The sequence below is a fragment of the Nocardia sp. NPDC059240 genome, assembly GCF_042753865.1.
Taxonomy (GTDB): Bacteria; Actinomycetota; Actinomycetes; order Mycobacteriales; family Mycobacteriaceae; genus Nocardia.
Genome location: NZ_JBHZAC010000011.1, coordinates 232600 through 252948 on the forward strand (window position 1 = coordinate 232600; position 20349 = coordinate 252948).

The window sequence follows — 20349 nt, forward strand, 5'->3', positions numbered from 1 at the left end:
CAATCGCTCCCTTCACATCGGCAGTCACCATCAACCGCCGGTGGCCACCGATATTCCCGGCCACGGAAGTGGGGGCATCGCGGCGGTTGCCACGCGTCCTACAGTTCGATGACGGGACAAGCATGTCGGCAATCCGGAAGGACGAGCACGTGGACACCCCGAACTCCGCACTGGCCAATACGGTTTCGTCGCAGGTCGCACGCGTGGTGTTGGATACCGCGGTGGCGTGCGGTGTCGATGAGGCCAAGGCCGCGCGGGCGGGTGCGATGGATCGGGAACTGCTGCACGATGAGCTGATCCGGGTGCCCTCGGCCAATCAGTATCGACTGTGGCTGCTGATGCATCATGTGGCCGGTGATCAGGTGGGGGTGCGGGCGGCCGAGGTGGCCGAGCCGGGTCGGCTGGGAGCCTGGGATTACCTGCTCGCCAATGCGCCGACGCTGCCGGACGGGTTCCGGGATGTCGCGCGTTTCGCGGCCGGGCCGTGCGATCCGCGGGTGCGGCTCGAGGTGCATGAGAACGGGTCGGCGCTGACGGTCACCCATCACGGCAGCGGCTACGGCGAAATCGGCGGCGTCGTCAGCGAATTCGCGATGATTCTGCTGACCGACCGCGCCCGTGCCGCGTTCGGTGCGCAGGCCGCGCCGGTGCGGGTGGACTTCGCGCATCCCGCACCGCGCGACCATCGCGTGCTGGCCGCCGCGCTCGGCACCGACGCGGTGCAATTCGGACAGCGAGCGGACCGGATCCATTACCGGCTGGGCCGCGCCGAGCCCCGCCCGCACGATCCCTACCTCCGCCGGATCGTGCAGGCGTCCGCGCAACGCGCCATCGACGACGCCCGCCCGATCCGGGGTTGGCTCGAAACCTTCCGCGCCACCCTGCGTCTCGAAGCGACGGGCGGGCACGCGGTGCCGGTCGCCGCCCTCGCCACCCGGCTCGAGATCGGCGACCGCACCCTGCAACGCCGCTTGGCCGAGGCCGGTACCTCCTGGAGCGCGGAGCTCGCGGCGGTGCGCCGCGACCAGGTCACCCATCTGCTGCGCAACACCAGCCTGACGGTGCAGACCATCGCGCTGCGCACCGGATACAGCGACGCCCGCGCGCTCAGCCGCGCCTTCGACGGCTGGACCGGCCAGTCTCCGAGCGAGTATCGCCGCGCGCACCGCCGGACGAACTGAGCAGCAGGAATCCGACCAGCCCACCCCACAGGGTGAGGCTGTCGAACGCGATCCGCTCCGACACCCCCGCACCCAGGCCGAAATGCCCTTTCGCGAAAAGGAACACACCGCCGATCACCGAAAGCGCCACGGAGCCGGCGGTGCCGGCGGCCAGGACCCGCCGGCGGCGGGCTGTCTCCGGCGTAATCAGGACCATGCCGATCAACTGCACCAGCCACTGCACCACCGCGATGGTGTCGTGCGCCTGCGGCCGGATATCCCAGGGCGCCAACCCGATTCCCGCGATACCGAGACCGGCCACGGCCAGCAGCACGCACCCGATCCGGAACGCCCGGCCCCGCCACCACCACGCCCAGCCGAGCGCACCGGCGACCATGAGCAGCCCGGTGAGCACGAACATCACATTCTGGGCCAGATGATCGGGCGAGCACACCGATCGCGATAGCCCGTCGCGGTCGGTGTACTCACCGCAGCGGGTGATCCCGAGGTCGCTGATGTAGTTGTCCGACAGGCGATATCCCGAAGGCCACGCCCGCGCCACCACGAGTGACACCGGAAAATACAGCAGCGTCAGCAACCAGCAGACCGAGGTCAGCCATTGCCGCCTGGTGCGACCGGCGTGGACCGGAAGCGATGTCAGGTCCGCGGACACGATCAGAACATCGCGCCGTTGGCGCGGATCGTCTGCCCCGACACCCAGCCCGCCTCATCACTGACCAGCCACCCGACCACCGGCGCCGTGTCCGACGGCCGTCCGAGTCGCCCGTGCGGATTGTGCAGCGCCGCAGCGGCGATCGACTCCGGCGTCTCCGCACCCCGGAAGAAGTCGTCGTCGACCGGACCTGGAGCCACCGCGTTGACCGTGATCCCGCGCTCACCCAACTCCTTGGCCGCCGCGACCACCATGCGCTCGACAGCCGCCTTGGACCCCGAGTACAGCCCGTAGGTGCCGGTCATGATCGAGGTGAGCGTGGTCGACAGCACCACGTAGCGCCCGTTGTCGGCGAGGTGCCGCGCCGCGGCTCGCAGCGTGTTGAACGCGGTACGCGTATTGCGCACGATCAGCTGATCGAAATCGTCGTCGGTGGTGTCGGCGATCGGCTTCTTGATGACCCGTCCGGGGACGTGCACGACGATATCCAGCTTGCCGTGGCGCGCAACGACATCCGCGAACAGCGCGTCGACATCGGTTGCGGAGGCGGCGTCGGAGCGCTGGGCCTCGGCGGTCGCGCCGAGCTGTTCGAGGGTCTGCTTGGCGGCCTGCTCGTCGCCCTGATAGGTGACGATGGTGACCGCACCGCGCGCGGCGATGGTGCGCGCGATTTCCGCACCCTGATTACGTGTACCGCCGATGATCAGCGCCACTTTGCCTTCGAGGTCCCGAGTACCTTGCGACATCCGTCGGTTCCCTTTTCTCTCTGCGGGTTTCGAACCTCGCCAATCCTGTCACCGGAGGCAGGTCGAACCCAGGACCGATCGCGTCAGCAGGTAACCGAGAACGTCAGGAGGAGGGAACCCGCCGGCTAGGGGGCGGCGGCGCAGAAGGGCTGGCAGTTGGACACGGGAGCCGGTGTCTTCGGTGCGGGGTCGTGGAATTTCGCGTGACTCACCAGCACCGCGAGGGTGATCACGCCCAGCAGGATCAGCCCGCCGCTGATCCAGGCCACCGCCCAGTTCTGGCGGCGGACGGTGACCAGGATGGTGCCGTCGTCGCCGACCAGTACGGTGCCGAGCGGTGGCCCGGATAGCGGACCGAAGAACGAACTGCCCCAATTGAATCCGAGAGTCGGAGGCACGGCTGACCCCAATCCTGAGCGCACGGGAGTAGACATTCAGCGGCCCAGAGTACGCTCCGACCCAATTAATAGCTATATGCTATATGAGCAGATTATCGGTTGTTTTTACCGGTATGTCCGTTGTATTCCATTCCCGCAAAAGGACATACGCGACAACTCACTGACCGACATAGGCGGCCAGGTGCTGACCGGTCAGCGTGGAGCGCGCCTTCACCAGGTCTGCGGGCGTGCCCTCGAAGACGATGCGGCCACCGTCGTGACCGGCCCCCGGACCGAGGTCGACGATCCAGTCCGCATGTGCCATCACGGCCTGATGATGCTCGATGACAATGACCGATTTGCCGGAATCCACCAGCCGGTCCAGCAATCCGAGCAGATTCTCCACATCCGCCAGATGCAGACCCGTGGTCGGCTCGTCCAGCACGTAGACGCCGCCCTTCTCCCCCATGTGCGTGGCCAGCTTCAGCCGCTGCCGTTCACCACCCGACAGCGTGGTCAGCGGCTGCCCCAGGCTCAGATAGCCCAGGCCCACCTCGGAGAGGTGCTTCACGATCTTGTGTGCCGCAGGGATTTTCGACTCACCCGTGTCGAAGTACCCGAGTGCGTCATCGACCGGCATGGCCAGCACCTCGCTGATATCCCGTCCGCCGAGCTTGTACTCGAGCACCGCCGCCTGGAACCGCTTGCCTTCGCACTCCTCACAGACGGTCGCGACGCCGGCCATGATCGCCAGATCGGAGTAGATCACGCCCGCACCGTTGCACGCCGGGCACGCGCCCTCCGAATTCGCGCTGAACAGAGCAGGTTTCACGCCATTGGCCTTGGCGAACGCCTTGCGAATGGGATCCAGCAGCCCGGTGTAGGTGGCCGGATTGCTGCGCCGCGACCCGCGGATCGAGCCCTGATCGACCGAGATCACGCCCTCCCCCGCCGGAATCGACCCGTGCACGAGCGAACTCTTGCCCGACCCCGCCACCCCGGTGATGACCACCAGTACACCGAGCGGGATATCGACATCCACCTTCTGCAGGTTGTTGGCGGTGGCTCCGCGAATCTGCAACGCACCCTTGGACTTCCGTACCGAATCCTTGAGCGCGGCCCGATCGTCGAAGTGCCGCCCGGTGATCGTCCCGCTGCCGCGCAACCCCTCCACCGTGCCCTCGAAACACACGGTGCCGCCACCGGATCCGGCGCCGGGCCCGATGTCGACGATGTGATCGGCGATCGCGATGGTCTCCGGCTTGTGCTCGACCACCAGTACCGTGTTGCCCTTGTCGCGCAGTTGCAGCAGCAGATCGTTCATGCGCTGGATGTCGTGCGGGTGCAGGCCCACGGTCGGCTCGTCGAACACGTACGTGACATCGGTGAGCGCCGACCCGAGATGCCGGATCATCTTGACGCGCTGGGCTTCTCCGCCCGACAGCGTGCTCGATGCCCGATCCAGGCTCAGGTACCCCAACCCGATCTCCACGAACGAATCCAGCACGCCCTGCAGCGAGTCCAACAGCGGCGCAACAGATTTATCCTTCAACCCGCGCGCCCAATCCGCCAGATCGCTGATCTGCATGGCGCACGCGTCGGCGATGCTGATCTTCTTGATCTTCGAGGACCGCGCCAGTTCCGACAGCCGCGTCCCGTGGCACTCCGGGCAGATCTGGAAGGTGACCGCGCGCTCCACGAACGCCCGCACATGCGGCTGTAGCGAGTCGATGTCCTTGGACAGGAACGACTTCCGAATCTTGGGGATCAGCCCCTCATAGGTCAGGTTGATGCCCTCGACCTTGATCTTGGTGGGCTCCTTGTGCAGCAGATCCGCCAGCTCACGCTTGTTGTACTTCTTGATCGGCTTGTCCGGATCGAAGTATCCGCTGCCGATGAAGATCCGCCCGTACCAGCCGTCCATGCTGTACCCGGGAATCGTGAACGGCCCCTCGCGCAACGACTTGCTGTCGTCATAAAGCTGGGTCAGGTCGATGTCGTTGACCGCGCCGCGCCCCTCACAGCGCGGGCACATGCCGCCGGTGATGGAGAAGCTGCGCCGCTCCTTGACCTGCTGGCCGTTCTTCTCCACGGTCACCGCGCCCGCCCCGCTGATCGAGGCCACATTGAACGAAAAGGCCTGCGGCGAGCCGATATGCGGGCTGCCCAATCGGCTGAACAGGATGCGCAGCATGGCGTTGGCGTCGGTGGCGGTGCCGACCGTCGAGCGCGGATCCCCGCCCATGCGCTGCTGATCCACGCTGATCGCCGTGGTCAGCCCCTCCAGCACATCGACCTCCGGCCGCGCCAGATTCGGCATGAACCCCTGCACGAAGGTGCTGTAGGTCTCGTTGATCAGCCGCTGCGATTCCGCGGCGATGGTGTCGAACACCAGCGAGCTCTTCCCCGAACCGGATACGCCCGTGAATACGGTGAGCCGCCGCTTGGGCAGCTCGACCGAGATGTCCTTGAGGTTGTTCACCCGCGCCCCGACCACCCGGATCAGATCGTGACTGTCGGCGGTCGGTGCGGTCGGGGTGGACTTGCTCGTGGCCATGCGGGTCTCCATCTATGTCGGGCGTTCCGGTCGGGGCGGCTCGGAGAGCAGGTCAGGCGACCTGCTGGATACGGACGAGATTGCCTGCGGGGTCGCGCACCGCGAAGTCCCGCACGCCGTAGGGCTGGTCGGTGGGCTCCTGCACGATCTCGACGGCGTCGAGGCCCTGCAGGGATTCGAAGGCGGCGTCGGCGTCCTTGGTGGCCAACAGGATTCCGCCGTAGGTGCCCTTGGCCATCATCTCGACGATGAGCTTGCGCTCGTCCTCGGTGATGCCCGGGTCCACGGCCGGCGGATGCAGCACGATGGAGGTCCCCGGCTGATCGGGCGGGCCGACCGTCAGCCAGCGCAGCCCGTTGTAACCCACATCCTTGCGAAGTTCGAAGCCGAGCGCGTCGCGATAGAAGGCCAGGGCGGCATCGGCGTCGGTATGCGGCAGAAAGCTCGCGTTGATGGTGATATCCATGCTGATCAGGCTAATTGCGGAGAGCTTGCCGGGGCTTCTCGATTCCTGATCGGTCTGGTCACCTGTTTCTCCACGCACGACGGCAGGCCCTCGGGGGCATCGGCCATCTGCTGCTTGTAGACACTCGGCGGCACCCCGACCAGTTCGGTGAAACGGGTGCTGAAGGTGCCCAGCGAGGACGCGCCGACCGCGAAACACACGTCGGTGACGCTCATTTCACCCATCCGCAGCAGCGCCATCGCCCGCTCGATACGCCGCGTCATCAGGTACGCGTACACCGATTCCCCGTAGGCGGCCTTGAACTGCCTGCTCAAATGCCCGGCCGAGATGTGCGCGTCGCGGGCGAGCGCCTCGACATCCAACGGCTGCGCGTACTCCCGGTCGATGCGATCGCGCACACGCCGCAGCCGCGCGAGATCACTCAGACGCTGTTCCTCGGCGGGCCTACTGGTCACTTGACGATCGTCGCACGCTGCACCGACACCGTCGCGATGACATACCCAGCCACTGTGGGGAGGGCGTACCCGACATTTTCGGGCTACCGTTCGAACGATCTTTCCGGTAACAGTTTTGATCAAACATGAGACAGTACGTGTCGGGGAGGCCGGTTCGTCCGGAATCCGACCACCAACCACTAGCTACTGTGGCCGAGCGTGGCCCGAGGGACTGGAACCGCCAACTCTGATGAAGCTCTCAGCACTACGTAACAGGACCGCGCTGCGGACCGCCGCCGTCGCGCTCTCCGCGGCCCTGTCGGTGGCGCTGGCCACGGGCATCGGCACCGCCGACCCGGACGCCGCCAAGCCTTCCGCGATCAGCTCGATCACCAAGGACGGCAAGGCCTGGCATCTGAAGGTCTACTCCGCGGCCATGGGCCAGGACATTCCGATCGACGTGCAGCGTCCGGTCGACGAGTCGCAGCCCGCGCCGAACCTGTGGATGCTCAACGGCCTCGACGGTGGCATCGGTTCCGCCAGCTGGACCGCGCAGACCAATGCCCTCGGCTTCCTGGCCGACAAGCAGGTCAACGTGATCCAGCCGATCGGCGGCCGCGGCAGCTACTACACCGACTGGATCAAGGACGACCCGCAGCTCGGGCGCAACAAGTGGACGACGTTCTTCACCCAGGAACTGCCGCCGCTGCTCAACGACGCGCTGGGCTCCACCGGTCTCAACGCGCTGACCGGTCTGTCCACCTCCGGCACCTCGGTGCTGCAGCTGGCCGAGGCCGCGCCCGGACTGTGGAAGTCGGTGGCCGCGTACAGCGGTTGCGCGCAGATCGCGGACCCGATGGGCAAGCAGTTCCTCAAGTTCGCCGTGGAGACCTGGGCGGGCGGTAAGACCGAGAACATGTACGGGCCCGACGACAGCCCGCTGTGGGCCGCCAACGACCCGGTGATCAATGCCGAGAAGCTGCGCGGCACCAACCTGTTCATCTCCAGCGGCAGCGGCATCCCGGTGATGAAGGACGTGGAGTACTACACCAAGTCCGCGCCCGGCCCGCAGGGTGACATCAACCTGGCGCTCGGCATGGTGATCGAGGGCGGTGTGGACAGCTGCACCCACAACCTCAAGAACAAGCTGGACTCGATCAATATCCCGGCCACCTACCAGTTCGATCCGGTGGGCACGCACTACTGGCCGTACTGGGAGACCGCTCTGCACAACTCGTGGCCGATGCTGGCCGCGGGCATGAACGTTCCCGCCTGACGCAGTGAATCCGGCCTGACGCAGTGAATCCGGCCTGACGCAGTGAATCAGAGCGCCGCATCTCCCTTTTCGGAGATGCGGCGCTCTCGTCATTCCGGGCAGGCCAGCTGTCAGTCCGGGCGGGCTTCGGCGTGGGCCGAGTCGCGGACGCTGACCGGGGTGCGCGAGATCCGGCCGCCCAGACGTTCATTGACCGCGAAGCCGTGGCGACGGCACCAGGTGGCCAGCCGCGGCACGGCGGAGTCGTCGTCGCGGAACGTCGGCACGAGCTGCCCGACGATATAGAGGTGATGCGCGTCGGCGGCCCGGCACAGCTGCTGCAGCACGGCGGTGCCCAGCCCGGTGCCGCGCAATTCCGGATGCACGGTGATGTTGTCGAGTTTCACGGTGTCGGCGTAGATGTCGAACACCACCTCGACGAGCGGGTCACTGCGGTGCAGGGCGGCGATGTCGAACGGGACCGGTCGCAGCACACCGGGCAGATGATCGGAAAGTCGTTGGCGCGCCGCCTCGTCGGGGGCGGTGCGGGTGAGGTCCAGCAGTTCCTCGGTGAGGTCGGCGACCACGACCCGATCCCCCACGGCGGCCAGCGGACGGGCCGCCTCGGTGGCCTTGCGCAGCGCCTGGGCGCGGCGGGTCCAGTGCGCGTCGGCGGGCTCGTGGCGCTCGATCAGCTCGGTGAGGGTGTCCTCGAGGCACAGGGCGGTGCCGAGACTGCGCACGTACGCGCCGGAGAGCGCACCCCAGCGGTGATCGTCCGCGCCGACACCGTGCACGGCCAGCTCGCGGACCAGCGCGTCGCGGCGGCCGGTGGCGCGGGAGACCGGGGAGCCGGGCAGCAGTTGCAGCCAGCGGTGCCAGCCGCCGAGATTGGCGCGAATGCGGGTGCCGGCGATGTCGGCACTGGCGTCGAGATAGTTGCACAGAGCTTGCCGTCGCTCCCGCAACAGCTCACCGGCACGCTCGTCCGCGGGCTCGGCGGACGGCGTCTGACCCTCGCTCATAGCGACCTACGCTAGCGTCCAGTTCACTTGGTGCTGGTCATCGGCACGCAGAAATCGCGCTACCAGGGGTTGGGGACGTGCACCCCGCCGGGAACGGCACCGGAACCCGGGCCGAAACCACCCGGAATCGGGGTTTGCTGCGATGCAACCAGATCGAGGTCGGTGACCCGGTCCAAGAGGGACCGCTCATACCGTCCGGCCTGTTGCCGCGACCAGCCGGTCGAATGCCGCAGCGCCGAGCGGGCCTTGCGGCGGCGGTGATAGGTCAGCAGCGGTGCCAGCCCGGCCTCACTGCCCACGCTGCGCGCGACCGGACGCGCGATGAGCTCGCGGAACCAGCGCCGCTCGGTCTGCAGCACCCAGGCATACGCGAGGGCGAAGATGACCAGGTCGATGAGGATCGGCAGATAGGTCGACAGCAGAGCGGGGCCGGGCGGGCGCGGTGCGTCGAAGAGGAAGTGCATGGTGAACGCCAACGCGTAGAACAGCCCGAAAACCCCGATCCGCCAACCCCAGGACCGGTCGGTCCGAATCAGCAGCATGACGATGCCGACCCCGGCCAGCGCCGACATGGCCCAGTGCGAGGTGAGCGCGGTGACCAGCCGCAGCACCGCCACCAGCAGCACATCGACCACCGGATCCTGCGGCGAGGTCAGCGCGGTCTGGGTGCTGTAGTGGCAGTCCTCGGCGATCTGCGCGCCCAGCCCGACCGCCGCGCCCAGCAGCAGCCCGTGCATGGGCCGGGTCAGCCGCGCCCGGAACATGACCGCCACCACCGCGATACCGATGGCCTTGATGTACTCCTCGTCGATGGGCGCGGTGATGGCTGCGCTCCAGCTGATGGCGAAGCGGTCGCCGAACAGATTGGTGATGGTCCGGCTGAGGTGGTCATTGGCCCACATGGCCAGCCCGGTCCACACCGTGGCACCCCAGATCGCACCCATGACCATCGGGGCGACCAGGTGGCGGCGAGCTCGGAAAGGGTCCAGCGCGAACAGAATTCGGCCGATGATCAGCAGCGTGAGCGCGGTGATCGGCAGCGCGGCCAACGCCGGCGCGCCCGCGAACCACACCTGCCCGGCCGCCTGCAGCACGAACAGCAGCGGCCCGATGACGACGGCCAGGCAGTACACCCAGAACAGCAGCGAACGCGGTTGGAACCAGGTCATGCCTCGACCGCCTTCGCCGAGGTGAGCAGGTCGGTGATCAGCTGTATCCCGGCCTCGCGGGTGGATCCGGTGACCGTCACCGTGACCGCCACGTCGCCGCTGCCGGCGACCGCGCACACGCCGCCGGTGCTGTCGGGCAGCACGCAGCTGAGTCCCTGGAAGTCGCCCGCAGCGACCGCGCCGCCGTCGAATCGCACGGTGACCCCGGCGGCGCGCAGCGGCAGCAGCAGTCGCGGTGCAGCGGTGGCGAAGTCGGTGATGCCGTCGGATACCGACACCGACACCCGCTCGTCACCGTTCCCCGATTTCAGCACGGCGATGGATTCGTCCCCGGTCGCGATCCGCCGCATCTGCTCGGGCACCCGGAACACGACCGAGTTCGCCGGATCCGTACCCCCATGCACGGCCCCGATCCCGGTGGCGTTCAGCGTGATAACGGTCCCCGCCGCCACGTCGGTCTCCCGGGTCGGTACCGCCGACGACAGCAGTGGCGGCACCACCAGCGCGACCGCCAGCGCCCCCACCGCCCCGATCGCGGGCCCTACCGAATAAACAAGGCGCACCATGTTTTCCACCCTCTCGGCTCCCTGACGCAACGTCCAGGAACGCGCAGGCGTTCCGGCTCCCCGGTTCGACCCCGGGTACCCGACCACCCACCGCTTGCCGCGAGTTAACCACAAGCCCCGGCCCGAACACGCCCGCACCGCCGCGCCAACCTCGCGGCGTGACCCATCGGATGCGGGCCGGTCAGGCGGTGCGGGCGATGACGGAGTCGGCGATGCTGCGGAGGCCGGAGACCGCGGGGGGTGGGAAGGGGGCGCGGGCGAGGGTGCGCTGGACCAGGAGCCAGCGGTCGCGGATCATGCGTTCGACTTTGGGGCGGGCGGTGGCGGCGAGGATGCGGCGGCAGACGGCTGCGCCGTGGGCGTCCAGGCGCGGGTTGCCGATGAGGGCTTCGAGCTGGGCGCGTTGGTTCGGGTCGGCGTAGTGCAGGGCGAGGGCGAGCAGGACGGTGTGTTTGCCGGAGCGCAGGTCGTCGTCGATGGATTTGCCGGTGCGCGCGGGGTCGCCGAAGACGCCCAGCAGATCGTCCTGGAGCTGGAACGCCTCGCCCAGCGGGCCGCCGTAGTCCGAGAGTGCCCGCGCCACATCGGGTCCCGCGCCGGCCAGCGCCGCGCCCAGTTGCAACGGCCGCACCACGGTGTAGGCGGCGGTCTTGTAGCGGATGATCTCCAGGGCCTGATCGAGGTCGCGGGTGGGCTTGCCGGTGGTGAGCAGATCCAGATATTGGCCGTAGTTGACCTCGGTGCGCATGGCGTCGAGAACCGTTGCGGCAGCGGCCATCCGGTCCGGTGGCAGGCCCGCGGTGTGCAGCAGCTCCTGCGACCACACCAAACCGAAATCGCCGATCAGCAGGGCGGCGTGGGTGCCGAAGCGGGCCGCGGTGCTGTGATCGCGCGCGCCGCGGCGGTCGGCTACCGAGCGGTGCACGGTGGGCTGATCGCGGCGGGTGTCGCTGTCGTCGATGATGTCGTCGTGAATGAGGACGGCGGCGTGGAACAGCTCCACCGCGGCGGCCACCCGCACCACCGCGTCCGGCAGGTCGACACCACCGCCCGCATGCCAGCCCAGCACGCAGAACATCGGCCGGATCCGCTTGCCGCCCGCGAACAGGAATGAGCGCACCGCGTCCACCACTTCGGTGGGAAGTCCGGCCGCTGCGGCGGATTCGGCCTTCTCGCCGAGGAATTCGTACAGCGCGGCCTCGACACGCACGCGCATGGCGGTGCGGTCCAGCGGTGACACGGCGATCGTGGGGGTACTCATGGGGGTGTCCTCCGATCGTGCGTTCGCGGCGGGACGGTGGATCGGGGCACGCAGAAGTGCGAAAAATGTGTGATCGAAATGGATAGACGCCAGTGCGTTTCATCGCCGCGCCGGATCGCGCGAACCCAATCCCGTTAGCCCTCAGCCAATGAGCAGAAATGGAAGCTGAACTGAGAGAAGTGTAATACGCGCCATCGCCGCCGGTAAAGCGTTAACTCTCAGCATCGAAAAATGATGCCGGGCACGGTCCCCCAACCGTGCCCGGCATCCACTCGACGTTCCGAAGCCGAAATCCGCTGTGCCCTAGAGCAGGTCGGCCAGCCCCTTGAGCGGCCCGGGCAGCCCGGCCACATGCTTCTTGATGCCCGCCGCCACCGGGTTGGGCGTCTCGGCGCGCAACCGGTCCAGTTCGGCCTGCATGGTTTCGACGGTCTGCGTGTAGTACCCGTCGACGAGGTCACCGTCCTCCGGATCGCCGGGCTGGGTCGACCAGTCCAGGGCGGGCAGGAAGCTGACGGTCACCGAGGCGGGCAGCGGAATCTGCGGCAGGATCGGGGCGACGCCGAAGGGCAGGCCGAGGGTGTAGGGAAACACCTTGGCGCGCACCAGTTTGTCCAGCTGCAGCAGGCGCGCGGTGCGCTCGCCGCGGCTGAGCACGAAGATGGAGTCGTGGCCGCCGTTGGCGACCGCCGGGATGACCGGCACCCCCAATTCGAGGGCGAGCCGAATGAAGCCCTTGCGTTCGGCGTAGTCGATCTTGCCGCGGTCGGTCCACGGGCGGCACGCCTCCCAGTCGCCGCCCGGGTAGACCATCACCGCGCCACCGTCCTTGAGCCCCTTGGCCGCCGACTCCTTCGAGGCCGCGATGACGCCGAAGCCGCGCAGGCTGTCGCCGAGAAACGGTGCGCGCAAAAGGATGTCGTGCGCGACGCCGTAGCTGGGCTCGCCCGGGCGGCGATCCAGCATGGCCATGAAGGTGATCCACACCTCCGGCGCCCAGTAGATGGAAGAGTGATTGCCGATGACCAGCGCCGGTCCGGACGCGGGCAGATTCTCCAGCCCGGTGACGGTCGGGGTGAAGTAGTCGGTGTAGGCCCGGGCCAGCGGCAGCAGCGGGTGGTTCGGGTCGGGGATTACCGTGTTCTCGGTTTCGGTCATGAGCCATTCCTGTCGATTGCTTTGCCGGGGACGGGCGGCACGCAACGACACCTCACGACGCTTCGAGATTGCACAACACTTCGAATCACCGTCGAGCCGAATTGAATTGCCCCCGGGTCACATCCCCATTGATAGCTCCGACGGCCGCGCATGCGCGGTCCTGCTCAGCGTACGGACGTCGCTGCGTTGCGACAGATGCCCGTCACCGTCCTCCTGCGCCCTCGACGTTATCAACCCAAGCGTTTGCTTGTTAGAGAGTGTGCGAAACCCAACATTCATCTCATTGCTTCGCGAAGGCTCCCGAGCTTCGACCTAAGATGACCGATCCCCGCGCAATCCCGGGTCCAGGACATACCGTGCGGCATAATTGCCCGCGATCGACCGGACCGCAATCGGTGTATAAAGCATCACGATCTTCCCGCTCCTCCGTATTCCTGTGGCGAAGGGTATGCGTGTGCGCGACAACGGATTCGACCATCCAGTCAACCGCAGGACGCTGTTCGGACTGAGCCTGGCGGCGGTGGCCGCGGCCGGGTTGTCGAGCTGTTCGAAGTCCACCGGCTCGGCGGGCAGTTCCGCGACGAGCTCGAATTCCGACGATCCCAAGGCGATTGCCACCGACGCCTACCTCTTCGGCTATCCGCTGGTCCTGATGGATGTCACCCGCGCCGTCGCCGGCGGGACGAATCGCTTCCAGCACGCACAGAACCTGCCCACCAGTAGCGACCGCGCCGTGGTCCGCATCAATCTGGACACCCTGTACTCGAGCGCCTGGCTCGATCTCGGGCCCGAGCCCATGGTGCTGCAGGTGCCCGCCATGCCGAGCGGGCGGTACTGGCTGATGCAGCTCATGGACGCCTGGTCCAACACGGCGCAGGATCCCAGCAGTGCCAATCCGCAACTGGCCGACGGGCATTCGGGTCCGCCCTACACCTACGTGATCACCGGGCCCGCGTTCTCCGGCACCCTGCCCGACAATCTGACCCGCCTGTCGATGCCGACCGCGAGCGCCTGGCTGCTCGGCCGCATCCAAGTCAACGGCGAGGACGACCTGCCGGCCGTGCACATGCTGCAGCAGCAGTTGAAACTGATGCCGCTCAGCGCTTGGCTCGCGGGCACGCCCGCCTCCTCCGGCAGTCTGCCTCGCCCGCAGGGCGATCCGCCGCCGGACCAGGTGGCGAACATGGACGCCACCACCTTCTTCAATCGGCTGTGCGCGGCGCTGACCACGAATCCACCCGCACCCGCCGACGCTCCGATGATGAAACGCATTGCCGCCCTGGGCATCACACCGGGCGGGCAAGTGAACGCACAGCCCGCGGAACTGCTCACCGCGGCGGTCAAGGACGCCCAGCACCGGATGATCACCTACCAGAACCCGCAGGGCAAGGACGTCAACGGCTGGAAGTACGCCACCGATCTCGGCACGTACGGCATCGACTACGCACTGCGGGCCAATGTCGCCTATTTCGGGCTGGGCGCGAATCTGTCGCGAGACGCGCTGTACCCCAGCATCGTCGACACGGCCGACGATCACGGCCTGCCGCGCCGGTTCCGGCTGAAGTTCCCCGCCGACCACCTGCCGCCCGCCGACGCCTTCTGGTCGCTGACCGCCTACACCGCCGACAACTATCTGGTCGAGAACGACGCCGATATCTACGCGGTCGGACATGCCGTCCCGGTGGTGCCCGCAGCCGACGGCTCGGTGGAGCTCGCCATCCAGCACGAGGATCCGGGACCGGCTGTGCCCAAGGGCAATTGGCTGCCGATCCCGGCCGCGGGCGAGTTCTCGCTCACGCTGCGGCTCTACGCCCCGAGGCCGGAAGCCATCGACGGCACCTGGCGGCCGCCGGGACTGACCACCCTCCCGGCGAGCTGAACGCAGTGTGCCCGCGAGGTTCGCTGGAACGAACCCCGCGGGCAAGTATTCAGACATGCGGGACATTCATGCCTTAATGCGCATATCGGCGTAAAGGCATCTCAGGAATTCGATCGGCGGCTGAAGAGAATGCCCGCACCCAGGTATCCGACCAGGGCCAATCCCGCACACCACGCCAAGGCCGTCGGCGCGGAACTTCCCACCGGGGTGTCCATGAGCAGGCCACGCATGGTCTCGGTGACCGAGGTGACCGGCTGATGCTCGGCGAAACCACGCAGCCAGCTCGGCAGCGTGTGAACCGGGACGAAGGCACTGCTGACATACGGCAGGAACATGAAGATGAACATGAAACCGTTGGCCGCCTCCGGATTCGCGACCAGCAGCCCCAATGCCGCGGCCACCCACGACAGGGCCAGCACGTAGCAGGCGAGCAGACCCACCACCCCGAGCCAGCGCAGCGGATCGGTGGTCGGGCGGAAGCCGATGGCGACCGCGACCACGATCACCAGCCCCGTGGTGATGAGATTGCGCAGCACGCTCTCGATCACGTGCCCGGTGAGCACCGCGGTCCGCGAGACGGCCATGGCACGGAAGCGGTCCACGATGCCGGTGTGCATATCGCTCGCCACCGCCACGGCGGTGCCGCCGGACCCGAAGCCCGCGCACAGCAACAGGATTCCCGGCACCACGTAGTCGATGTAGGAGCCGCCCACATTCATCGCGCCGCCGAAGACGTAGACGAACATGAGCAGGATGCTCACCGGAATGATGAAGGTCATCATCATGGTGTCGGGGCTGCGCAGGGTGCGGCGCAGATTGCGGCCCACCATGGCGGCGGAATCCTGGGCGGCATAGGTGAGAGTGCTCATCGCACGGCCTCTTTCTTGGCGGCGCCGGTCAGGGCGAAGAAGACATCGTCGAGATCCGGTGTGTGAATGGACAATTGGTCGATGCTCACGGCGTGGTCGTCGAAATGGTCGAGGAGTTTGCGTAGATCGCCGACACTGCCGTCCGAGGGCACCTGCAGCGCCAGCTGCTCGCTGTCCACCTCACCGACCGGCACCGCCCGCGCGGCCGCGGCCAATCCGTGCTCGTCGGCGAAGGCGAGGCGGATGTGGCCGCCGGGCACCAGCCGCTTGAGCTCCTCCGCGCTGCCCTCGGCGACGATGCGGCCGTCGTCGAGCACCGCGATGCGATCGGCCAATTGATCGGCCTCTTCCAGGTATTGGGTGGTGAGGAAGATGGTCACGCCGTCGGCGACCAGGCCCCGGATCACTCGCCACAGTTCCCGGCGGCTGCGCGGATCCAGGCCGGTGGTGGGCTCGTCGAGGAACACGATGCGCGGCTGCCCCATCAGGCTCATGGCGATGTCGAGCCGGCGGCGCATGCCGCCCGAGTAGGTCCCCGCCCGCTTGCCCGCGGCCTCGACGAGTTCGAACTGCTCCAGCAATCTCGTTGTGCGCCTGCCGGTTTCCCGCGAGCCCAGGTGCAGCAGGCGGCCCATCAGCCGGAGGTTCTCGGTGCCGGTGAGCACCTCGTCGACGGCCGCGAACTGGCCGGTGACGCCGATGAGCGCCCGCACCGCGTCCGGCTCGCGCAGCGGATCGTGGCCGCCCACGCGCACCACTCCCCCATCGGGCCGGTTCAGCGTGGTGAGGATGCGGACCATCGTGGTCTTGCCCGCGCCGTTCGGGCCGAGCAGCGAGAACACGGTCCCGGCGGGCACGACGGCGTCGATGCCGCGCAGGACCGGCCGGTCGCCGAAGGATTTGGTGAGCCCGGCGACCTCGATCGCCAGGCCGGTGTCGGATGCCGTCATGGCAACTCCATTCACGAAACTGTTTATGCCGTACACTCTGTTTATAGGCTACACAGTTTTCCGGATGACGCAAGATAGGTGCGGGGAGACGACAGGAGGTCAGAGTGAAGACGCCCGACGATCGGGTCCTACCCAAAGCGGTGAAGCTGATGTGGGATCTGGAGAGTGCGAGCACGCGCGGACCCAAGCGCGGGATGAGCCTGGAGCAGATCCTCGACACCGCCATGGCGATCGCCGACGCCGAGGGCTACGCCGCGGTATCGATGGCGCGGGTCGCGAAGGAACTCGGCTTCACCACCATGTCGCTCTACCGGTATGTCGACAGCAAGGACACCCTCGTCGAGATGATGCACGACCGCATCTTCGACATCCGGCCGGAACTACCCCGCAACGACTGGCGCGCGGCGATGGAAGCCTGGGCCTGGGCCGAATTCCGGGCCATCCGCGCGCACGACTGGTGGCTCGACATCCCCATGACCTCGCCCCCGCTCGGCCCCAAGAACATGGCGTGGCTCGAAGCGGGCATGACCGCGTTGTCCAGCCTGGCCGTTCCCGAGGCGCTCAGACTGCAACTGCTGGTGAACCTTTCGATCTACGTCATCGGCCGCACTCGATTCCTGCGCGACACCATCCAGTCCGACACGGAGGACCGCGACTACGGCGCCATCCTCAGCGCGGTCCTCGACCCCGAACGGTTCCCCGCCGTCACCAGTGCGATCGGCAATCGCGTCTTCGACGATGACGATATGAACTGGGAGGAAGCCGATTTCAGCTTCGCCCTCGCCCGGCTGCTGGACGGCTACGAGGTCTTCCTCGCCAAGCTCGGCGGGCCATAACCCGGGCACGATCGGCGGCAGTGACGCGCGTCTCCTCGATCATGCTGGCCGGTAACGGAATCGGTCCGGGTGTCAAGGCTTCGTAAACACTGCGATAACCGCCGCACGCCGCCTTGACCTGGGATGTTCCGACACGTCACCATGTGCGCACGGCTACCCGATCGGGCGTCCGCGATGACGGGGGAATTCCTTCTCGCAATCTCGTGGCGTTCGAATGTTGGTGCGGTGGCCGCGTTTTGATCGAGGAGTTCGCCATGGCCACAGTCGCAGTCCCCATCCGATCCGCAATCGCCGCGGGTGCCATGGTTCTCATTCTCGGCGGCATGGTCGCGGCCTTCGTCTACGGCGCGGTGCCCGCCGTCGCGGGTCCGGCCGGACCGGTCCCGGCGCTCATCGAGGTGCACACCGACACTCCGGCCACGCTCCCGGCGTGTACCGAAATCACCGAGGACAGTGTCAATCCCGCATGCGTGGACGCGCCCGCGGACCCGGTTCCGGCGAACGCGGCACTCGACGACCAGCGCTAGCGAGCCCGGCCACCAACAGCGCGGCCGGTACGAACAGCGCCGCCACGCAGGCCACCAGCCCGATCCAGCCGCCCGCCGCATAGGCGATGCCCGCGCCGCTGCCGATGACGGCGCTGCCCAGGTAGTAGGCGAACATGTAGAGAGACGATGCGGCGCCACGGTTTTCGGCCAGCGTGCCCACCCAGGCGCTGGCCACGGTGTGCGCACCGAAGAATCCGGTGGTGAACAGCAGAATGCCGAGCAGCACCGTGGACAGGTGGTCGGGGATGGTGAGCAGCACGCCGACGACCATCAGGCTCAGTGCGGCGACCAGGATCCGATGGTGGCCACGGCGATCGACGAGCCGGCCCGCGTACGCGGAGGCCACCGTGCCCGCGAGGTAGAGCACGAACACCGAACCGGCCAGGGCCGCGGGCAATTCGAACGGGCGATGGGTGAGCCGGTAGCCGAGGTAGTTGTAGACCGACACGAAGCTGCCCATCAGCAGAAACGCCAGCCCGAACAGGGCGAGCAGTTCCCGGTGCCGCACCTGCCGGGCGAGATCGCCCGCGAGCGTGCCGAATCCGGCCGGACGCGGGGTGAATCCGCGCGACGGCGGCAGCGCCCGGGCGAACCACACCGTGCACAGCGCCGCCGCCAGCGACACCGCCACCTCGGCCCACCGCCACGACGCCAGCCCCAGCGCGATCGAAGGAATCAATCGCCCCGCGAGCCCGCCGATGGTGGTCCCGGCGATATAGACCCCCATGGCCGCGCCCAGCCCGCCCGCCCCGACCTCCTCTGCCAGGTATGCCATGGCCACGGCGGGCACCCCCGCCAGCGCAATCCCCTGCACCGCGCGGATCGCCAGCAGTACGTCCAGGTTCGGAACCAGCGGCAGCAGCAGTCCCAATGCCGAAGCCAGCACCGCCGACCCGATCATCACCCGCGTCCGCCCGACCCGAGCAGACAACACCCCTGCCGGAATGATGGCCAACGCAAGGAACCCGGTGGTCAGCGAAACAGCCAGCGCCGCATGCGCAGGCGTCGCCCCGAACGCCGCCAGCAGACTCGGCAGCAGCGACTGAGTGCTGTACATGGCGGCGAACGTGGTCAGCCCGGCCGCGAAAAGCGCGACGGTGACCCGCTTCTCATGCACCGACCGCCCCGGAAGCCGAGCAACGGACTCGTGGATCCCAGGCCGCGCGGGCGCGAGATGAGTTGCCGGGGCGGTGCGGGCTATCGCATCGACCGGAAGCCCAGCGCGGTCGAACTCGCCGACGACGGCTCCGGCGGACGGCGCGGCCGGTTCACCCGTGCCTTGCGCGCCGGATGTCCGGATCGGCGGGCGGGCGCCTGCCGGGGCGGACGCGGGTTCTCGGAGGCTGGTCATCGGGTCCTCTCCGGCTGGACGTGGTGTGCGAATTCCAGGGTGGTGCGCAGCCGCTTAGAACGGAAATGCATGATTAGCTGGGTGCTCATGCAGTGACGGCATATAGCGAGGAGGCGGTGTGCTCGGCGCGGATCTGGAGTGGTTCACGACACTCGCCGAAACGGAGAATGTGTCGGCCGCCGCCGATCGGCTGCATCTGGCGCAGCCGACGCTCTCGCGGATGCTCGCGCGGCTGGAGCATCGGCTCGGGGTGGCGCTGTTCGATCGGCACGGCAAGCGGCTACGACTCAACGACTACGGCCGCCTCTACTACGAGCACGCACGCCGCGCTCGCGCAGAACTGCATGCGGGCGAGCAGGCGGTCGCCGATCGTGCGAATCCGGCCAAGGGAGTGGTGCGCCTGTCGTTTCTGCATTCCTTCGGTGGCAACCTGGCGCCGCAGTTGATCGGGGACTTCCGGCGGACGGCGGGCCGGGTCGATTTCACGCTGTATCAAGGTGCGGCCGAGGTGATCACCCGGCAGGTCCTCGACGGCGAGGCCGATCTGGCGCTGGTCTCGCCGCGGCCCGGCACACCCGGGATCGGGTGGCGCACCCTGTTGAATCAGCCTGTGGTGCTGGCGGTTCCGTCCGATCATCGGCTGGCCGGGCAACGGCAGGTGCGGCTGGCCGAGCTCGCCGACGCCGAATTCATTGCCATGCACCCGGGATTCGGCATGCGCCGGGTGTTCGACGAACTGTGCGCCGCGGCCGGGATCGGGCCGCGCATCAGCTTCGAGTCCAGTGATCTGGTGACCGTCCGCGGTCTGGTGGCGGCGGGGCTCGGGGTCGCGCTGGTCCCCGCGGAGGAACCGCTGCCGCCCGGGGTGGCGCTGGTACCGCTCGCCGACGCGGGTGCGTCCCGGGATGTCGGGCTGATCTGGTCGGCGACCGCGACCGGCTCCGAGGCGGTGCGGAGGTTTCGCGACTTCGCGACCGAATGGGCGGCCCGCCGCCACACCCGCTGAGGCCGCGAACCCGGCGCTGTTACGGTTACCGAAAGGTAACTGACCGAGCATTCAGACCCCCGG

General features: G+C 67.7%; 20 protein-coding genes. 6 read left to right on the forward strand and 14 right to left on the reverse strand.

Annotation, left to right across the window (positions count from 1 at the left end; genetic code table 11):
- The first annotated feature begins 122 nt into the window (after positions 1-122).
- On the forward strand, positions 123-1181 hold the full coding sequence (locus tag ACFXHA_RS34960; protein ID WP_379363824.1) for a helix-turn-helix domain-containing protein: 1059 nt from the start codon (positions 123-125) through the stop codon (positions 1179-1181).
- On the opposite strand, the gene ACFXHA_RS34965 is transcribed toward ACFXHA_RS34960, so the two are convergent.
- The 6 genes from ACFXHA_RS34965 to ACFXHA_RS34990 all read right to left on the reverse strand — a co-directional run bounded on the left by ACFXHA_RS34965 (position 1108) and on the right by ACFXHA_RS34990 (position 6434).
- Positions 1108-1833, reverse strand: coding sequence for a DUF998 domain-containing protein (locus ACFXHA_RS34965; protein WP_379363826.1), 726 nt, complete (start codon positions 1831-1833; stop codon positions 1108-1110). The two genes, ACFXHA_RS34960 and ACFXHA_RS34965, sit on opposite strands and share 74 nt — an antisense overlap.
- A gap of 2 nt (positions 1834-1835) precedes the next feature.
- On the reverse strand, positions 1836-2579 hold the full coding sequence (locus ACFXHA_RS34970; RefSeq protein WP_379363828.1) for an SDR family oxidoreductase: 744 nt from the start codon (positions 2577-2579) through the stop codon (positions 1836-1838).
- Positions 2580-2704: 125 nt separating this feature from the next.
- Positions 2705-2977, reverse strand: coding sequence for a hypothetical protein (locus ACFXHA_RS34975; protein ID WP_379363830.1), 273 nt, complete (start codon positions 2975-2977; stop codon positions 2705-2707).
- Between the two features lie 157 nt (positions 2978-3134).
- Positions 3135-5513: an ATP-binding cassette domain-containing protein gene (locus tag ACFXHA_RS34980; protein ID WP_379363832.1), complete on the reverse strand. Its 2379-nt coding sequence runs from the start codon at positions 5511-5513 to the stop codon at positions 3135-3137.
- A gap of 52 nt (positions 5514-5565) precedes the next feature.
- Positions 5566-5979, reverse strand: coding sequence for a VOC family protein (locus ACFXHA_RS34985; RefSeq protein WP_379363834.1), 414 nt, complete (start codon positions 5977-5979; stop codon positions 5566-5568).
- A 5-nt stretch (positions 5980-5984) separates the two neighbouring features.
- Positions 5985-6434 carry a helix-turn-helix transcriptional regulator gene (locus ACFXHA_RS34990; protein WP_379363836.1) on the reverse strand — a complete coding sequence of 150 codons (450 nt, stop codon included), beginning with the start codon at positions 6432-6434 and terminating at the stop codon, positions 5985-5987.
- A gap of 229 nt (positions 6435-6663) precedes the next feature.
- On the opposite strand from ACFXHA_RS34990, the gene ACFXHA_RS34995 reads away from it, so the two are divergent.
- Complete coding sequence (locus ACFXHA_RS34995; protein WP_379363838.1) at positions 6664-7689, forward strand: alpha/beta hydrolase; 1026 nt, start codon at positions 6664-6666, stop codon at positions 7687-7689.
- Positions 7690-7799: 110 nt separating this feature from the next.
- On the opposite strand, the gene ACFXHA_RS35000 is transcribed toward ACFXHA_RS34995, so the two are convergent.
- The 5 genes from ACFXHA_RS35000 to ACFXHA_RS35020 form a co-directional block, all read right to left on the reverse strand.
- Positions 7800-8693: a GNAT family N-acetyltransferase gene (locus ACFXHA_RS35000; protein ID WP_379363840.1), complete on the reverse strand. Its 894-nt coding sequence runs from the start codon at positions 8691-8693 to the stop codon at positions 7800-7802.
- A 59-nt stretch (positions 8694-8752) separates the two neighbouring features.
- Entirely contained in the window at positions 8753-9862 is a 1110-nt protein-coding gene (locus ACFXHA_RS35005; RefSeq protein ID WP_379363842.1) for a PrsW family glutamic-type intramembrane protease, read from the reverse strand.
- Positions 9859-10428, reverse strand: a complete 570-nt coding sequence (locus tag ACFXHA_RS35010; protein ID WP_379363844.1) for a hypothetical protein — start codon at positions 10426-10428, stop codon at positions 9859-9861. The genes ACFXHA_RS35005 and ACFXHA_RS35010 overlap by 4 nt, the downstream gene beginning before the upstream one ends.
- A 181-nt stretch (positions 10429-10609) precedes the next feature.
- Positions 10610-11689 carry a polyprenyl synthetase family protein gene (locus tag ACFXHA_RS35015; protein ID WP_379363846.1) on the reverse strand — a complete coding sequence of 360 codons (1080 nt, stop codon included), beginning with the start codon at positions 11687-11689 and terminating at the stop codon, positions 10610-10612.
- A gap of 303 nt (positions 11690-11992) precedes the next feature.
- A complete protein-coding gene (locus ACFXHA_RS35020; RefSeq protein WP_379363848.1) occupies positions 11993-12847 on the reverse strand; it encodes a lysophospholipid acyltransferase family protein in 855 nt (284 codons plus the stop codon).
- Between the two features lie 454 nt (positions 12848-13301).
- On the opposite strand from ACFXHA_RS35020, the gene ACFXHA_RS35025 reads away from it, so the two are divergent.
- A complete protein-coding gene (locus tag ACFXHA_RS35025) occupies positions 13302-14726 on the forward strand; it encodes a DUF1254 domain-containing protein (RefSeq protein ID WP_379363850.1) in 1425 nt (474 codons plus the stop codon).
- A gap of 101 nt (positions 14727-14827) precedes the next feature.
- Here the strand turns inward: ACFXHA_RS35025 and ACFXHA_RS35030 are convergent, their stop codons facing one another.
- Complete coding sequence (locus ACFXHA_RS35030) at positions 14828-15595, reverse strand: ABC transporter permease (RefSeq protein WP_379363852.1); 768 nt, start codon at positions 15593-15595, stop codon at positions 14828-14830.
- Entirely contained in the window at positions 15592-16545 is a 954-nt protein-coding gene (locus ACFXHA_RS35035; RefSeq protein WP_379363854.1) for an ATP-binding cassette domain-containing protein, read from the reverse strand. Before ACFXHA_RS35035 ends, ACFXHA_RS35030 begins: the two co-directional genes overlap by 4 nt.
- A gap of 104 nt (positions 16546-16649) precedes the next feature.
- Here ACFXHA_RS35035 and ACFXHA_RS35040 point away from each other — a divergent pair, with 104 nt between their 5' ends.
- On the forward strand, positions 16650-17381 hold the full coding sequence (locus ACFXHA_RS35040) for a TetR/AcrR family transcriptional regulator (protein ID WP_379363856.1): 732 nt from the start codon (positions 16650-16652) through the stop codon (positions 17379-17381).
- 254 nt (positions 17382-17635) lie between these two features.
- The gene (locus tag ACFXHA_RS35045) at positions 17636-17908 is read left to right on the forward strand and encodes a hypothetical protein (protein ID WP_379363858.1); all 273 of its coding nucleotides are present in this window, start codon (positions 17636-17638) and stop codon (positions 17906-17908) included.
- Here ACFXHA_RS35045 and ACFXHA_RS35050 read toward each other — a convergent pair.
- A complete protein-coding gene (locus ACFXHA_RS35050; protein ID WP_379363860.1) occupies positions 17838-19280 on the reverse strand; it encodes an MFS transporter in 1443 nt (480 codons plus the stop codon). The two genes, ACFXHA_RS35045 and ACFXHA_RS35050, sit on opposite strands and share 71 nt — an antisense overlap.
- Positions 19281-19398: 118 nt before the next feature.
- On the opposite strand from ACFXHA_RS35050, the gene ACFXHA_RS35055 reads away from it, so the two are divergent.
- The gene (locus ACFXHA_RS35055; RefSeq protein WP_379363862.1) at positions 19399-20286 is read left to right on the forward strand and encodes a LysR family transcriptional regulator; all 888 of its coding nucleotides are present in this window, start codon (positions 19399-19401) and stop codon (positions 20284-20286) included.
- The last annotated feature ends 63 nt before the right edge of the window (positions 20287-20349 follow it).

What these genes read in the sequence shown, in the direction of transcription:
- ACFXHA_RS34960 (WP_379363824.1), top strand. Translation starts at nt 123, where the DNA reads ATGTCGGCAATCCGGAAGGACGAGCACGTGGACACCCCGAACTCCGCA.
- ACFXHA_RS35005 (WP_379363842.1), bottom strand. Translation starts at nt 9,862, where the DNA reads ATGACCTGGTTCCAACCGCGTTCGCTGCTGTTCTGGGTGTACTGCCTG.
- ACFXHA_RS35045 (WP_379363858.1), top strand. Translation starts at nt 17,636, where the DNA reads ATGGCCACAGTCGCAGTCCCCATCCGATCCGCAATCGCCGCGGGTGCC.
- ACFXHA_RS34980 (WP_379363832.1), bottom strand. Translation starts at nt 5,513, where the DNA reads ATGGCCACGAGCAAGTCCACCCCGACCGCACCGACCGCCGACAGTCAC.
- ACFXHA_RS35020 (WP_379363848.1), bottom strand. Translation starts at nt 12,847, where the DNA reads ATGACCGAAACCGAGAACACGGTAATCCCCGACCCGAACCACCCGCTG.
- ACFXHA_RS35030 (WP_379363852.1), bottom strand. Translation starts at nt 15,595, where the DNA reads ATGAGCACTCTCACCTATGCCGCCCAGGATTCCGCCGCCATGGTGGGC.
- ACFXHA_RS34985 (WP_379363834.1), bottom strand. Translation starts at nt 5,979, where the DNA reads ATGGATATCACCATCAACGCGAGCTTTCTGCCGCATACCGACGCCGAT.
- ACFXHA_RS35015 (WP_379363846.1), bottom strand. Translation starts at nt 11,689, where the DNA reads ATGAGTACCCCCACGATCGCCGTGTCACCGCTGGACCGCACCGCCATG.
- ACFXHA_RS34970 (WP_379363828.1), bottom strand. Translation starts at nt 2,579, where the DNA reads ATGTCGCAAGGTACTCGGGACCTCGAAGGCAAAGTGGCGCTGATCATC.
- ACFXHA_RS34995 (WP_379363838.1), top strand. Translation starts at nt 6,664, where the DNA reads ATGAAGCTCTCAGCACTACGTAACAGGACCGCGCTGCGGACCGCCGCC.
- ACFXHA_RS35050 (WP_379363860.1), bottom strand. Translation starts at nt 19,280, where the DNA reads ATGACCAGCCTCCGAGAACCCGCGTCCGCCCCGGCAGGCGCCCGCCCG.
- ACFXHA_RS35035 (WP_379363854.1), bottom strand. Translation starts at nt 16,545, where the DNA reads ATGACGGCATCCGACACCGGCCTGGCGATCGAGGTCGCCGGGCTCACC.
- ACFXHA_RS35010 (WP_379363844.1), bottom strand. Translation starts at nt 10,428, where the DNA reads ATGGTGCGCCTTGTTTATTCGGTAGGGCCCGCGATCGGGGCGGTGGGG.
- ACFXHA_RS35000 (WP_379363840.1), bottom strand. Translation starts at nt 8,693, where the DNA reads ATGAGCGAGGGTCAGACGCCGTCCGCCGAGCCCGCGGACGAGCGTGCC.